Raw genomic sequence first — 15484 nt, 5'->3', positions numbered from 1 at the left:
AAAACCCCCACTGATTGAAGTTTCACTTTATAAAATATTCTTTTCACGCAAATGTGTTAATATCTGCCCGACTGCTTCTTCTACTGTGTACCGGTCAGATCGGACCGTAATTTCAGGGCTTTCAGGTGCTTCGTACGGGGAATCGATTCCTGTAAAATCCTTAATTTCCCCGCGTCTGGCTTTTGCGTATAATTGCTTTGGATCCCGCCGTTCGCATTCTTCGAGCGGACAGTCGATGAAGACTTCAATAAATTCCCCTTCTTCAAACAGCGCCCTGACTGTTTCCCTGTCCGACCGGAAAGGAGAAATGAACGCTGTTGTGACGATCTTGCCGCTGTCCACAAACAGCTTCGCGACTTCCCCAATGCGCCTGATATTTTCATTTCTGTCTGCCTCTGAAAAGCCAAGGTCTTTATTCAAGCCGTGTCTGACATTGTCGCCGTCGAGGACATATTCATTGATGCCCTGGCGGAAAAGCTCGTGGGATACAGCATTGGCAATCGTGGATTTGCCGGAGCCAGATAAGCCGGTAAACCAGAGGACCACACTTCCGTGGCCGTTCTGTGCCCGTCTGTCTTCCTTCGTAATTGCCGCTTCATGCCAGGTGATGTTTGTAGCCTTTGTCATGTTAACCGCCCCTTATACCGTTTCTTTTTCTCTCATGCCTTCTATTAACACCTCGACAACCTCTTTGCGGCTGAAAGTCGATGGCGGCAGCTCTCCGTTCCGGAGCATTTCCCTTACCTTTGTGCCGGATAGAATGACACGGTCTTCTTTGCTGTGCGGGCACGTTTTATCAGATGCCATGCCTTCACATCTATTGCAATAGAAGCTGTGCTCAAAGAACAGCGGTTTGATGCCAAGCTCTTCTTCTGTAAAATGGCTGAAAATATGCTGCGCATCATATGTGCCGTAATAATTGCCGACACCGGCATGGTCTCTTCCGACAATGAAGTGTGTGCAGCCGAAGTTTTTCCTTGCAATGGCATGGAAGATCGCTTCGCGCGGCCCCGCATATCTCATTGCTGCGGGATAGACAGCCAGCTGTGTGCGCTCTTTTGGATAGTAATTTTCCAGGAGAACCCGGTAGCTCTTTAGACGGACATCAGCAGGGATATCATCTGATTTTGTTTCACCCACAAGCGGGTTCAAAAACAGTCCATCCACCGTTTCCAAAGCAGCTTTTTGGATGTATTCGTGTGCTCTGTGCACAGGGTTTCTTGTCTGGAAGCCAACTACTGTTTTCCAGCCTTTTTCTTCAAACAGTGCCCTTGTATCTTTAGGCTCGAACCATACATCCTCTGCTACGCCTTTGCCAGGTTTTTTAATCAGCGTTACCTCGCCGGCAGCATAAACCGGGCCGCGTTCAAAAAGCCTTTTTACGCCGGGATGTGCCAGTTCCTCCGTTTTGTAGACTTCACGTGCCTCTTTGCTCAGGTCCGGCTCATACCATTCTGATACCGTGATGACTCCGTATACTTCACCTTCGTGAATCAGCTTAAACTTTTCACCAGCTGTAAGCTCTTTCGCTTTTTCAGCTGACACCGGCAGTGTAACCGGAATGGACCAAATGGTTCCGTCTGCCAGTCTCATCTTTTCAACAACAGATTCATAGTCTGCTTTAGCTAGGAAACCTTTCAGAGGACTGAATAAGCCGACACCTATAAGTTCCAGATCACTCAGTGCGATGGCATCTATTAAAATTTCTTTTTCAATTCCTGTCAGGTCATAATTTGGATTATAGCTTTGAATTAATTTTCCTCCATGAGGTTTCGGCAGAGCCATTTTTCATCAACCTTTCTTTTTCGGATTTACTTTTTTTCAGTTATCGGCCTTACACTGGCTGGTGCCTGATTCATTAAGAATTTCACTCCGAAAACGGAGATAAGGACACCGGCCATCGCAATCACCGGATATACATTTTGTTCAATGAGCAGCTGGATAAGCGTATAGGATAGGACCATCGATAAAACAGGTGAGACGACCCATACGACTAATAGCTGCACGACAATGTCTTTCTTGAAGACTGATCGTCCCTGGTTTACAAATCCGATTCCGATGATGGAGGAAGTGGTGATTTGCGTTAAAGGGACAGGGATTCCAAAAACGGAAGCAATCGTAACAATACCTGCTCCTGTTCCTGAAATGACACAGCCTTCTTCAAGACGGATTTTGGTAATCTTTTTACCATTCGTCTCGAGGACTTTTTTTCCCAGCAGAACGGCTCCAAAAGCGACAAACATCCCGCCCCAGAAGATTCCGCTGCCTGTGCTCATAATGCCTGCACCAACCAGCGGCCCGACTGCATTGGCAACATTGTTCATGCCTGCCGAGAATGCTTCAAACACGCCCATGAAAACGACGAGTATGGCTAAAATCGGAGTTGCTTTTGGCTTTTTAATCAGGTTCTGAACGTAGCTTCTCTTTAAAAAAGCGGCTGCCGCTATGGCAATTAAAAAAGCGGCAAAAGGAGTAAGCAGCCAGAACATAACGATCCAGGCAAGCTTTCCGGCAAATACGGATTGGTAGACGATTCCGGCACCAACAACTGAACCGACCGTCACCTCACTGGTTGAAAGCGGGATGCCGAATACATTGGCCAGAAACAGCGATAATGCAGCAGATGCAATCACAATCAGCGCAATGGCAACCGTGAATGTCTCTTTAGGAACAATACCGCTTCCCATCGTCTTTACCACTTCTCCTCCGCCAAGCCATGCTCCGAAGAATACGGCCAAGCCGCAAAGAATAAGAGCTAACATGCGGTTTTTCAGGACACCTGAACCATACGCGATCCCCATGGATGCTGCTGCTCCGCTTGCCCCGATATTCATGGCGAAAAATAAACCGACAGTGACCGCTATGATCGTAAGCATGGTATCACCCTCCTTTTAGCTCGTATGAAGGCCGCATTCAGTTTTGCCTGTGCCAGACCATCGGCCCGCACGGGAATCGCCATTTTCATCGACTGCCTGTGTACAGGGAAAGCAGCCGATGCTAGGATAGCCATGGTCATGCAATGTGTTGTAGGGCAGGTCTTTTTCCCTGATGTAGGACCAAACTTCATCCCATGTCCAGTGAATCAGCGGGCAGATCTTGATATTCTTGAATTTTTCATCCCTGTTTAGGAATTGAGTATTCGCTCTTGTCGGCGACTGCTCCCGGCGAAGGCCGGAGATCCAGGCTTGCTTTGGTGTTAACGCTTCTCTTAAAGGAATCACTTTGCGGATCTGGCAGCATGAATTCGGCTCCCTCTTCCAAAGGGCTGAACCGAATTCTGCAGCCTGCTGGTCCAGTGTCAGCTTGGGCTCTTTCCGCTCAATCCTGAGGCTTGGAAAGCGGGCTTCCATTTTATCAATCACTTCATAGGTTTCCGGAAAATGAAGCCCGGTGTCCAGAAATACAATATGGGCATCTGGCTTAATTTCCTGGATGAGGTCAATCAGCACGATGGCTTCCGCTCCGAAGCTCGATGCATAGACAATTTTATCTTCAGGATAATGTTCATAAGCCCATTTCAATACAGTGCTTGCGCCTTTTAATTTGTCATCAATAGGGAATGCATCTGAGATTTGATTCCAATTTTCATATGTTACTGCAGTGCTCATCTTGCAGTACTCCTTTCATTTTCCAGAAATCTTTTAAAATCAAAAAGGCAGTCTTCCCGCCTGAAAAATAACATCTGTTGGAAAAACCGCCTCTAGTTTGTCTAGTCAGCGCGCTTATTTGGTTGAAGACGAACCTTTTCGTTCTTCTCAAGTTGTATGACCTTGCCATCCTGGACGACCAGCGTGATCAATCCGAATTTAATGCTCTGAAGCATCTGCTTCAAATGAGCAGATAACTCTTCCCAGTCTGCCTGTTTCAGTGAGGCTCGCCTCCTTTTTTGGGTTGAGGAAAGGATACGTTTTTTAGTTTGTTTTTAGTGATGTTGAGATTAATCCTACCATACCAATAGGAATTGTCAACAACTTATTTAAAGAAAATTATAAAAATCTGATAAATGGGCTTTTCTTCACTGAAAACCGTTAATATAGTACCAGCTTGTATATACCATTCGCATTTGCTTATCCGGGGATTGATGCAGCTTTTTGGACTTTGGCTGAATAAGTGGTGTCTATCTTGCGGATGGAGGCAGCTTATTTCACCTTTTGCTGAATAAGTGGTGTCTATCAGGCGAAATATGGCAGCTTGTTTTAACTCTTGTATAAATGCTATAGGTTGACAATGGTTGCTATTGCTTTGTCCAGAGATACGACATCCAACGTAGGTTTTTCAGCACAAAAAACACCCCCGGCATGATTACCGGGGATGCAGAAAATTTTATTCGTCTGCTTCTTCGTTTTGTCTTGTTGTCTGTTCAGGCAGCGTGTCCCAGAAGCTTGTGTGTTAATACCCCAAAAAAACCCTTTTATTTATTATGTAAAAAGAACTAAAAAAACCGAACAATAGAATGTCAGGTCCTTCCCTTTAATTTCGATCTGCCGGGTAGACAACACCAATTTGCCTTCGGGCTTCTTCGATTATCTCCATCGTTATCATGGAGTTTGCAAAGGAGTTGATATCAGATTCAGTCTTTCCAGCCTGAACCAAACGGATGAATTCCTTGGCTTCGTAATACATAGAATCACTTAATTGGTCCTGAGTGAGATCCTCTTTCTCTCCGTTCCGATAATGCAATTCAACCTTTTCAGGCGTACTTATTTTATCTATAACAATATTACCCTCTTCACCTTGAATTTCAGCGGGCAGACTTGAATTGGTTATTTTGCTGTACATAATGACTGCATCCATGTCCGGATATTTCAGGACAATGCTGCCTTCCCCATCAACACCGGATTCCAGCTTATAGCCTGCTGCTTTAATCTCTTCTGGTTTACCGAATAACGCTACAAGCGGATATATGCAATAAATCCCAATATCCATTATTGAACCATTCGAAAATTCCGGGTTGAATGCATTCAGCACAGTCCCCTGCCTGTAGGCATCATAACGGGAAGAATATTGGCAATAACTTGCAAAATACCTGCGAACCTGTCCGATTTTATGAAGGTTTTCTTTTACGGCCAAAAAATTAGGCATAAAGGTAGACTTTAAGGCTTCCATGAGCAGAACGTTGTTTTCCCTTGCTGCTGCGATCATCGTCTGCAATTCCTTTATATTCGAGGCGATCGGCTTTTCGCATAAAACATGAACATTGTGTTTCATAAAAATAATAGCCTGCTCTGCATGCAGGGAATTCGGGCTTGCAATATAAACAGCGTCGATTTCGCCGCTTGCGGCCATTGTCTGTAAATCAGTAAAAGTCCTCTCCACACCATAATTGCCTGCAAATTTTTTTGCTTTTTCCTCAGTGCGGGAATAAACAGCTGTCAGCTGAAAATCTTCAGCCTGCAGTGCCGCTTTTAAAAATCTTTCTGTAATCCAGTTAGTGCCTACTATTCCGAAACGAACCAATTTCATTCCTCCATTTTGTATGTATAAGATATCTTCATATAATGAAGGACAATTTGACAAAAATCAATCATTTGCCATTATGAAAGGTTCTGTCAGGCTGGACAAAGGTTTTACCCGCACCCAGGGACGGCCGTTTTCCCATTCTACCGAGATTGGTACACGAAATGTTTCTTCAAGCAGCTGATCGGTCAATGTATGATGCTTACTCCCTTGTGCGATGACCTTTCCATCCTTCAACAGCATGGTGTGGGAGATAGACGGAACAATTTCCTCGATATGATGGGTAACGTAAAGAATCGTGGGACCATCGGGCTGTGCAGCCATTTTTTCAATGGAGGCCAGCAATACTTCCTTCGAATAGATATCCAGCCCATTGCATGGTTCATCGAGAATCAGCAGCTTAGGTGAAGCCATTAGCGCTCTTGCAATCATCGCTTTTCGTTTCTCCCCCTGTGAGAGGGATGTGAGAGTCTGATTCTCAGTATGGCTAATATTGAACTGCCGCATTAAGTCCTTAGCCTGATCCAGGTCCTGCTGCGTTATTTCCTGATAGAGACCGATTGACGCAAATTTTCCGCTCAGAACAATTTCAAGGGCGGAATCGGATGGCCGATATTGAAACTTATCGTCAAGCGAGGTGCTCACCCAGCCAATGGATTTTCGAAGCTCCGGGATGTTGGTCTTCCCATAAAGATTTCCTAAAACGGACACCTGTCCGCCATTAGGCCACAGGTAGCCGGTAATCATTTGCAGAATTGTGGTTTTCCCTGATCCATTCAAGCCTAAAAGGGCCCAATGCTCTCCTTCCCGTACCTTCCATGAAACATTGTCCAGTATCTGCTTCCTATTTCTTTTCCAGCTAATCTTATCCAGTGATATGATATTTTTCGATTCCCCATGGCTCATTTTAGTACCCTCCTTCTATCCTTGAATTAAAATAGAGCTAGAGACAATATAGACTTCCCCGGAAGCTGCCGGAAATCCTTTGTCTTTAGCTCATTCTTTTTTCTGGACATCCAGGTTTTAGGATCACCAGGTTTTCAGTCTGGAATATCATTTTGGACTTTTCAGTGGTTTCCTGCAGCACAACCTGGAAGGCTGGATTCCAGTAATCCATCATGGGATGATCAAAACTTCTCAGCATGGCACGCTGTATTTCTTTCGGAACCTGCACCGGCCCAGGCAATCTTAAATCCAATTTCTCATCAAACATAGCTTCCTCCCCTTTGCGCTTCTTATTTCATTTTTGCTTAGTTATTTTTGTTGCAATTATTGTGCCAATGTGGAATGCCCTTTGTACTAAGGCATGATGTGTTTGGGGATTGTTTCAGTGTTTCGTTTTGGAACGATTTGGAACAGTTTGGTGGAACAGGCTGGGGTGGGACAGTAGAAAGCTGTGTATGGAGCGGGTATGATGACCGTTTTCCTTCTCTGCTTCGGATTTTGGGCTTAAAAACAACAAAAGGCAGCCCCATTCTTTCGAACAGGCTGCCTTTTTAACATTAGTAATTATGTGCTTTGCTTAAGAGATTTTCTTTAATTCATCCGTAAGGCGCATGAATTCTTCTTGGTTTCGGCTAGTGAGAGCTTCATCAATTTTTTCGCGAAGCTTTTCAATTCGGTATTCCTTAAGAGCTTGATTTAGGACTTGTTCTGCTAACAATGACACGTTTTCCTCAGACTGTTGCGGCGAGTTAAGTAGACGTTTTTCCATTTGCAATCAACCCCTTGACCTTTTTTCTATTGTAACAGAAGTTTTCAGATTATTCAAATCATTATTTGCTGGAAATTTTGTCAGCAGCTGCTAAGCTTGTTACATACAATGTACCCGATCAAGAGATAGTTTAAACAATTATTGGGAAAACATCCCCTCCACCACTCTTCCCTTCCGCCCTTTTGTGGTCCTTGCCTGTGACAGAGAATTAAGGATCGCTTCCTCCGCCGCCTCGGCTGCACCTTGAAATAGCTGATTCATTAAAGGGTGATCATCTCTGATAAACTGGGCAGTTTCGATCATATTGCTGCTTCCATGAAGTATTTTGTTAGCGGTGGAAAAAGCTATAACAATGTCACCGCTGCCGTTGCTGAAATGGCTTCCTGTCCGTCCCAGGCCTATGCCGCTTCTCTTCGCAAGCCTTTTCAGCTGCCTGTCACTGAGGGGTGTGTCCGTGGCCAAAATAATCATAATCGAGCCATCAGGCGTGTCCTTTTTTTCCTGCCGAATTTCTGACAGTCCGTATTTGCTGAATCGGAATTCATCTTTATTGCCAAAATTGCTGACCACCAGGCACCCGATTATGTAGTCTTTTGAACTTTGTTCTTCGCTGATGACTCGTGATGACGCTCCTACTCCGCCCTTATATCCGAAACACACCATGCCTTTCCCTGCTCCGACCGCACCTTCCTCAGCTTTTTCCTGATTGGCATTTTCAATGGCTGCTATTGCATGTTGCGGTTTCACAGGAAGTGCCCGAATGGAATTTAGGTACCCATCATTGCATTCTCCCACGACAATATTGACCGTTCCAGTTGTGTCTCCAATTTCAGGAGTGGTTCGCAGCAAGTATTCCAGCGTTCCTTGTGTGACCGACGGAACTCCAAATGTGTTTGTCAGCATAATGGGAGATTCAATCAGTCCTAATTCTTCTACCTGAACCAGACCAGTCGTTTTTCCAAAGCCATTGATGACATAGCTTGCTGCCGGGACCTTTTCACGGAATAAATTTCTTCCATGAGGCAAAACTGCGGTTACACCAGTACAGGCATATTGCTCATTATCATTGATAGGATAGTCCAGAGTGATTTGCCCTACCATGACCCCTTCTACATCAGTAATGCAATTTTTTTTGCCGGTCTGGAGTTTCCCAATTATTACTCCTCTTTCTCTAATCTTCATTTGGCTCCTCCTTAAAGTGGCATTCATTAGAATTTCCATTTGTTTTCATTTATAATAGAAAAATATTTAGATTACCTAATCATTTTACATCGTTCTTGGGAGGATTTATATGGCTCAAACTATAGCAAAAAAACAGAATGCAGTCTCTGAGAAGATTTGGACCAGAGATTTTGTGCTTATATTAATGTCCAATTTTTTTATTTTTCTCGGATTTCAAATGACATTGCCCACGATCCCTCTTTTTGTGGAAAAATTGGGCGGGAATGACCAGCTGATCGGTATAGTGGTTGGGATCTTTACATTTTCTGCTCTGTTATTGCGTCCTTATGCAGGGCATATGTTGGAGACGAGGGGCAGGCGCTTTGTCTATTTAACAGGCATTGCAATTTTCGTGCTCTCAGTTGGTTCATTCGGTTTTATTAATAGTTTAGTCTTCTTATTTGTATTAAGGATTATCCAGGGATTTGGCTGGGGTTTTTCAACTACAGCCTCGGGAACCATTGCCACTGATTTAATTCCTGCCAAGCGGCGCGGGGAAGGAATGGGTTACTTCGGGCTTTCCGGGAACATTGCCCTGGCATTCGGCCCCACCCTCGGACTGGCGCTCGCCGGAGTTATCTCTTTCAAACTCTTATTTTTAATTTGTGCCCTGATGGGTTTAGCCGCACTTGTATTGTCATCGAGGATCAACTATAAGCAGGCTGAAAAACAAACTGTTCCCCTGAAGCGGTGGGACATCTATGAAAAAAGTGCTTTAAGGCCTTCATTTCTTTTATTTTTCATCACCGTCACCTTCGGGGGCATCGCATCATTTCTTCCTATATACTCAGCCCAAAAAGGGATAGGCGGCATCCACTGGTACTTCCTGCTGTTTGCCATAGCATTAATGATTTCCCGGACTTTTGCAGGCAGATTATATGATCAAAGAGGCCACCAGGCTGTATTTTTACCAGGAGCGGTGCTGATTTTGGCAGCCATGTTCCTGCTGGCATGGCTTCCCAGCAGCATGATTATGTATACAGCTGCAATCCTTTATGGTCTCGGATTCGGATCAGTCCAGCCGGCCCTTCAAGCCTGGTCTGTAAAAGAAGCGCCTGCCAATCGGCGGGGGATGGCCAATGCAACGTTCTTCTCCTTTTTTGACCTGGGAGTTGGAATTGGCGCCATCGTGTTTGGGCAGATCGCTCATTTGTTTGGGTACAGCACGATTTATTTGACAGCAGCCGGATCGGTAGTGATTTCAATTCTCCTGTATATCTGTATCCTGATAACAAAACGAGGTTAATGAGAAAGACGATTTTCCAGTGAGGAGATGTGGAAAATCGTCTTTTTATTTTAGCTGAGTTTTTCAGGAGGTGTGCTCGGTTCGGACTTTGAGCTTGGGATTTTCGCGGTCTGTGTCCGAAGTTGAGACAGGTTCGGACTCTAACTCTAGGTTTTCCTACTTCTCTGTCCGAATTTGATCTTGACACGATAACTACCCCAACATCCCCCTCCTATAAAGCTTTCACCATCCCGCCATCTACTAAAATAGAGCTTCCCGTCACGTAGCTGCTGGCTTCGGAGGCAAGGAAAGTGACGACGTTCGCAAATTCTTCCGGTGTTCCGTATCTGCCCAGCGGAATTTTGCTTTTGGCTCTTTCCGCCACTTCTTCTTTGGTGATATTCTGCCGGTCCGCGTTATGCTGATCCAGATAATCAACGCGGTCGGTCGCAATTCTTCCCGGAGCTACTGTATTTATTAAGATATTATAAGCTCCCAATTCCTCTGAGAGTGTTTTGGTCAGTCCGACAATCCCAAGCCGGAATGTATTCGATAAGAGCAGGCCCGGTATCGGCTGCTTAATGCTTGATGATGCTATATTAATGATCCTGCCGCCATTTTTCTTTAATTCAGGAAGTGCTTCACGGATCAGTCTGACATGGCTTAATAGATTTAGCTGAAACGCTTTTTCCCAGTCTTCATCTGTTAGGTTTTCAAACGTCCCCCCAGGAGGCCCTCCGGCATTGTTGATTAAAATATCAATTCCCCCAAGGGTTTCAGCTGTATGCTTAATCAAGCTTTTAATATCCTCAGGGTTCGTTACATCTGCGCGGTAATACTCAACATCGGCATTGAATTGTTCACGGAATTCCTTTTGAACACTCTTCAGTTTTGCTTCGTCCCTGCTTGTTATCATTACATTGGTGCCTTCTTTTGCAAGCTGTGCTGCAATTGCTTTTCCGAGGCCCTGGCTTGATGCCACGACAAGCGCTTTTTTATTTTTCAGGTTTAAATCCATCTCAATTTCCTCCTATTGTTTTACATAAAGAGCCATCCATTCATCCACTTTAAAGGATTGGACCTTGCCTTCATGAAGTTCAATTTGAAAATAATCCGCCGCAGCCTGATCAGCCTGCAGAATATACTCTTCGACTGCACTGATCTGTTCATCACTTTCAGCCGTCCGCCTCACCCAGGAAGGGAATTCAAAGGTTTTCTTCCTGCTTTTCGTGTTCGTTTCATTTAGTCCCGAAGCAGCAAATAGCTTTCTCCACTCTGCCGCAGACAAACAGCGGCAATGACTGTCATCCCGCAATTTTTCAACAGTGTTCATATAGTCTGCGAGCTCTTTTTCATCTGGTGATACATTATCGACTAACAGAAAGCTTCCCCCCGGCTTTAAAACCCTGCCAGCTTCAGCAATGAACTTTTCCGGATGGGGAAAATGGTGGGGAGCAATCCGGCAGGTGACAGCATCAAAGGACTCATCCAGAAATGGCAGAGCTTCCGCATCTGCAATGATATACCAGATATTTTTATAGCTTTCCAGGTGGCGTGCGGTATTGGCCAGCATTTCTTTTGTCAAATCAGCTGCGAAGACCTGGGAAACGAAGGGTGCCAGACTTTTGGCCACATGCCCGCCGCCTGTCGCGATATCCAGCACCACCCAATCCTTCTGCGGATTCAGGGTTTGAACGAGCTGATCTAATTCAGCGGCATCTCCATGAATTTTGCTTGTTACATATTTTTCAGCGTTTTTACCGAAAGTATTTTGTACCTTTTTCTTGATCTCATCCTTTTCCATATATAATCACCACCATCAAAAATTCGTATCTACTACTTATTTTCTATACAAATCCCTATAATCCTGTCTGATTAATTGAAAAATAGCCTGCCACTTGGTGAAATGGCAGGCTTCCTTTTATCTTGCAGGTACAAGAATAAGCTTTCCTTTTGTTTGCCTCGACTGCATCCGCTCATGTACCCTGGCAGCGTCCTCAAGCGGATGGACCTCCCCAATGGTCAGCTTCAGCTTTCCCTGGCCTGCGTAAGATAATAATTCCTTCATGCTCGGATGCAGCAATTCCGGTTTCCTCATAATCTGCGGCAGGAAAAATCCGATGACTGATTGGTTCCGCCCCATTAAGGAAGAAGGATAAAACCGGCTCTGCTCCCCGCTTGCCACACCATAAATGACCAGGCGGCCAAAGGTGGCAAGGCATTTCAGGGTTTTATTAAAAATTTCCCCGCCTGCCATTTCGAGTGCCACATTCACACCTTTTCCGCCAGTTGCTTCGAGTACTTCATTTTCCCAGCCGTCATTTGTGTAGTTGACGAGAACATCTGCCCCCATTTCTTTTGCAAGCTGCAGTTTTTCATCTGTGCTGGCAGTAGCAATGACAGTTCCGGCCCCGAATAATTTTGCAAGCTGAACGGCAAGTGTTCCCACCCCTCCTGCGGCTGCATGGACTAGGACGGTTTCACCCGCTTCAAGCCGGCCCATCGTTTTTAAAATATGATAGGCACTCAGTCCTTGCAGGGGCAGTGCCGCAGCAAGATTGAAATCCAGTCCTTCCGGCAGCGGAATCAGACCCCTTTCATCGGCTGTAACATATTCCGAGTAGCCGCCTGATTCAATTAGCGTCACGACTCTAGTGCCAACCGGAATACTCGCCTCTTCACCTGCTGCTGCGACAACACCTGCCACCTCTGCACCCGGAATGAACGGCAGAGGAGTCGGCACCACATACTGCCCTTCTCTTCTTGCGGTATCGGCATAGTTCACTCCGATGGCATGCACTTCGATTAAAACATCCCGTCCGGTCGGCTGCGGCCGGTCCATTTCGATTACGTTAAGAACTTCAGGTCCCCCATATTCTTTGAATTGAATGGCTTTCATTTTCAAACACTCCTTCTCTATATTTCTAGCAGCAATATTCGCCTTTTTCATAAACAAGCTCAGCTATTCTGCGGTTCCTCGCACTTTCTTTCCCAAAGGAGCTGAACCTGCTGCATTCCCGGATGACTACTCCGATCAGCGCATCTCTTTTCTCATCTGAAGCCAATTCTGACACCAGCTGGCGGGATAGCCTTTCAGCTTCCCAAATTGCCCCTTCCAGAAAAGTCCTGGACAGCTGAATTTTCAATTCTTCTTTTTCTTCGCCATTTTTCAGAATGGTTTTGTAAGTCCGATAGACAGCTGATTCTGCTGCATACAGGGCAATGGCGAGATCCGCAAGCTTCATTAGGGCTTCCTGTTCATGAACAAGTGTGCTGCCAAATGCTTCATAAGCGAGTCCGGCATTCAGCAGGAATAGGTTTCTTATCGTATCAACCGCTGCTCTCTCTTTCTCAAAAATCGCCTGCCTAATTGGATCCGGTTTACTCAACTGAACAATCGCTTCCTCCACTCTGGCGGACAAATCGATTTCACCCTTCAGCGCTTTACGGAAAAGGTGTGTAGGGATCAGCAGTCTATTAATCTCATTTGTTCCCTCAAAAATACGGTTAATGCGGGAATCCCGATACATTTGTTCCACACCGTATTCCTTGATGAATCCCGCACCGCCATGAAGCTGCAGTGCTTCATCTGCCGTATAATCCAGTGTTTCCGAGCCAAACACCTTACAGATCGCACATTCTGTGGCATATTCGCTCATTCTTTTTCCAATAAGCTTTAAATCAGATGAATCGTATAAATCTCCCAGTGATTCTTCCAGCAGGCTTGCGGTGCGGTATTGCAGTGATTCAGAGGCATAAATTCTGGCTGCCATCTTCGCCGTTTTTTCTTTGGTAGCCGGAAAATCTGCGATCGATTTCCCAAATTGCTTTCTTTCACCTGTGAATTGGAGGGCTTTCTTCAAGCCGGTTTTGGCTGCGCCCATGCAGGCAGAACCTAAATTGAAACGGCCCAAATTCAAGACGTTCAAAGCAATGATGTGGCCCTTGCCCACTTCCCCAAGCAAATTTTCTGCTGGCACAGGACAATCTTCAAAAATGACCGACCTGGTTGAAGATCCTTTGATGCCCATCTTATTTTCTTCCGGGCCAAGGGATAGCCCCGGAGTGTTCCGTTCGACGATAAATGCGGTAAAATGCCGGCTGTCCACTTTGGCATAAACAATGAATGTATCAGAAAATACAGCGTTCGTAATATAAATTTTGGTGCCATTTAAAATATAATGGGTTCCTTCTTCATTCAGAACGGCCGTAGTCTGTGAGGAAAGAGCATCAGATCCTGCGTTAGGTTCTGTCAGGCAGTAAGCGCCAATGTACTCCCCAGAGGCAAGCTTCGGCAAATACCTTTCTTTTTGCTCAGTCGTTCCGAAGTAAGTAATCGGCAGGGTCGCAATGCAGGTATGGTTGGAGTGGGCTACCCCGTAACCGCCTGATGAGGCAATGTTTTCACCGACGATCCCCTTGCTGATTTTATCCAGGCCCAGACCGCCGTATCTTTCGGGAATGCTATGGCCAAGCAGACCAAGTCCGCCCGCCTTCCTCAGTAAATCCGTAACCAGCTCAAAATTCTGGTTTTCGATCCGTTCCTTTTCAGGGTGAACCACTTTTTCAGTAAATTGTTTAGCCGTTTTTCCGATTAAGATATGCTCATCTGTAAAATCTTCGGGTGTGAAAAGTGTTTCAGGATTAAGCTTTGCGAACAAAAAACTCGCACCGCGATTGGCTGTGTTTACTTTTTCCATATACGGATTCACTCTCCTTGCATCTATTCATCTCAAATTTTCTCATCTGCAGCCTGTACAGCATGTTTCAGGAGTACTTTAACGAATCTATTGAATTGTGAAAATCGAGGATCAGATGTTTGGCCTTTCTTGTAGCGATAATAGATTTGCTGGCAAATGACGGCCAGCTTGAAGTAAGCAAATGTTAAATAAAAATTCATGCTGCCGAGATCACGCCCGGTCTTTTTCGCATAGGCCTCCATAAATTCTCTGCGGGAGTAAAAACCGCTAAGAACGGTTACCGGGGGTTTTCCTAAACCAAACTTGAGCAGATCGGGATCGTCTCCCTGAATCCAATAGCTCATCGCTGCACCAAGGTCTGCAAGCGGATCGCCTGCCGTGGCCATTTCCCAATCGAAAAGGCCTGTCATTTCTGTAAAATCCTCATTGAACATTGCATTGTTCAGCTTGTAATCATAATGAATGATGGAAGGATCGGGACTTACCGGGATATGGCCGATCAGCCACTTTTTCAGCATATCCGCATCAGAAACTTCATCCGTTTTTGCCCGATCATACCGGCCGATCCAGCCATGCACCTGCCTATCCATAAATCCATCAGGATTGCTGATTTCGGCTAATCCGGTTTTCTTATAGTCAATGGAATGAAGTTCGGCAAGTTTATCAACCATAACTTCGGACAGCCTGCTGCATACTCCCTCGTCCGGTTCCATTCCTTCAGGGAAGGAGGTATCTAAAACAACTCCATGCCGCCTTTCCATAATGAAAAACGGTGCCCCTGTGATTTCACTATTCTTCGTAAATAGGAGCGGCTTAGGGGCTTCCTTGAAAAAAGGGTGGATTTCAGAAATCACTCTGAATTCCCTCTCCATGTCATGAGCTTTCGGAGCGACCGGCCCAAGCGGCGGCCGGCGGAGCACGGCTTCCCAATCTCCTATTTTCAGCTGATATGTCAGATTGGAGTGACCTGCAGAGAACTGCAGGATATCGAGCGGTTCATTTGGAAGATTCCCGATTTCAGTCCGCAGGAATTTTTCCAATTCATCCGTGTTCAATTGCTCTCCTTTTCTAACGGGAATGGTATCCTGGCTCATTTGCTTCGGCATGTGGACCTCCTTTTTATCGCAGTCTAACGGGCAGTAAGATCCCCACTTCAAGACTCAGAGG

16 protein-coding genes are annotated in these 15484 nt (G+C 45.5%); 1 reads left to right on the top strand and 15 read right to left on the bottom strand.

The window, feature by feature from the left end:
• Nucleotides 1-27: 27 nt before the first annotated feature.
• The 10 genes from cysC to BFI01S_RS18055 form a co-directional block, all read right to left on the bottom strand.
• A complete protein-coding gene (cysC, locus tag BFI01S_RS18095; protein WP_061793847.1) occupies nt 28-627 on the bottom strand; it encodes an adenylyl-sulfate kinase in 600 nt (199 codons plus the stop codon).
• 12 nt (nt 628-639) lie between these two features.
• Nucleotides 640-1785 carry a sulfate adenylyltransferase gene (gene sat / locus BFI01S_RS18090; protein WP_061793846.1) on the bottom strand — a complete coding sequence of 382 codons (1146 nt, stop codon included), beginning with the start codon at nt 1783-1785 and terminating at the stop codon, nt 640-642.
• 26 nt (nt 1786-1811) lie between these two features.
• Entirely contained in the window at nt 1812-2876 is a 1065-nt protein-coding gene (cysP, locus tag BFI01S_RS18085; RefSeq protein WP_061793845.1) for a sulfate permease, read from the bottom strand.
• Nucleotides 2877-2891: 15 nt separating this feature from the next.
• Entirely contained in the window at nt 2892-3608 is a 717-nt protein-coding gene (locus tag BFI01S_RS18080) for a phosphoadenylyl-sulfate reductase (protein WP_061793844.1), read from the bottom strand.
• A gap of 101 nt (nt 3609-3709) precedes the next feature.
• A complete protein-coding gene (locus tag BFI01S_RS24120; RefSeq protein WP_410377368.1) occupies nt 3710-3832 on the bottom strand; it encodes a DUF2292 domain-containing protein in 123 nt (40 codons plus the stop codon).
• Nucleotides 3833-4470: 638 nt separating this feature from the next.
• Nucleotides 4471-5457: a Gfo/Idh/MocA family protein gene (locus BFI01S_RS18075; protein WP_061793843.1), complete on the bottom strand. Its 987-nt coding sequence runs from the start codon at nt 5455-5457 to the stop codon at nt 4471-4473.
• A 63-nt stretch (nt 5458-5520) separates the two neighbouring features.
• Nucleotides 5521-6363: an ABC transporter ATP-binding protein gene (locus BFI01S_RS18070; RefSeq protein ID WP_061793842.1), complete on the bottom strand. Its 843-nt coding sequence runs from the start codon at nt 6361-6363 to the stop codon at nt 5521-5523.
• Between the two features lie 85 nt (nt 6364-6448).
• Nucleotides 6449-6670 carry a hypothetical protein gene (locus BFI01S_RS18065; protein ID WP_061793841.1) on the bottom strand — a complete coding sequence of 74 codons (222 nt, stop codon included), beginning with the start codon at nt 6668-6670 and terminating at the stop codon, nt 6449-6451.
• Nucleotides 6671-6979: 309 nt separating this feature from the next.
• Nucleotides 6980-7171 (bottom strand): IDEAL domain-containing protein, encoded by a 192-nt coding sequence (locus tag BFI01S_RS18060; RefSeq protein WP_035329894.1) that lies wholly within the window; start codon nt 7169-7171, stop codon nt 6980-6982.
• Nucleotides 7172-7309: 138 nt separating this feature from the next.
• A complete protein-coding gene (locus BFI01S_RS18055) occupies nt 7310-8353 on the bottom strand; it encodes a DmpA family aminopeptidase (protein WP_061793840.1) in 1044 nt (347 codons plus the stop codon).
• Between the two features lie 109 nt (nt 8354-8462).
• Here BFI01S_RS18055 and BFI01S_RS18050 point away from each other — a divergent pair, with 109 nt between their 5' ends.
• Nucleotides 8463-9638, top strand: coding sequence for an MFS transporter (locus BFI01S_RS18050; RefSeq protein WP_061793839.1), 1176 nt, complete (start codon nt 8463-8465; stop codon nt 9636-9638).
• A 211-nt stretch (nt 9639-9849) separates the two neighbouring features.
• Here the strand turns inward: BFI01S_RS18050 and BFI01S_RS18045 are convergent, their stop codons facing one another.
• The 5 genes from BFI01S_RS18045 to BFI01S_RS18025 form a co-directional block, all read right to left on the bottom strand.
• Complete coding sequence (locus BFI01S_RS18045; protein WP_061793838.1) at nt 9850-10635, bottom strand: SDR family oxidoreductase; 786 nt, start codon at nt 10633-10635, stop codon at nt 9850-9852.
• A gap of 12 nt (nt 10636-10647) precedes the next feature.
• The gene (locus tag BFI01S_RS18040; RefSeq protein ID WP_061793837.1) at nt 10648-11421 is read right to left on the bottom strand and encodes a class I SAM-dependent methyltransferase; all 774 of its coding nucleotides are present in this window, start codon (nt 11419-11421) and stop codon (nt 10648-10650) included.
• 117 nt (nt 11422-11538) lie between these two features.
• The gene (locus tag BFI01S_RS18035) at nt 11539-12516 is read right to left on the bottom strand and encodes a quinone oxidoreductase family protein (protein ID WP_061793836.1); all 978 of its coding nucleotides are present in this window, start codon (nt 12514-12516) and stop codon (nt 11539-11541) included.
• A gap of 25 nt (nt 12517-12541) precedes the next feature.
• Entirely contained in the window at nt 12542-14317 is a 1776-nt protein-coding gene (locus tag BFI01S_RS18030; RefSeq protein ID WP_061793835.1) for an acyl-CoA dehydrogenase FadE, read from the bottom strand.
• Between the two features lie 32 nt (nt 14318-14349).
• On the bottom strand, nt 14350-15423 hold the full coding sequence (locus tag BFI01S_RS18025) for a phosphotransferase family protein (protein WP_172581925.1): 1074 nt from the start codon (nt 15421-15423) through the stop codon (nt 14350-14352).
• Nucleotides 15424-15484 lie beyond the last annotated feature (61 nt).

The sequence above is a fragment of the Cytobacillus firmus NBRC 15306 genome (genome assembly GCF_001591465.1).
GTDB classification, from domain to species: Bacteria; Bacillota; Bacilli; order Bacillales; family Cytobacillaceae; genus Cytobacillus; species Cytobacillus firmus.
Note: the sequence above shows the minus strand (reverse complement) of the source record. Positions and strands in the feature narration are given on the sequence as shown.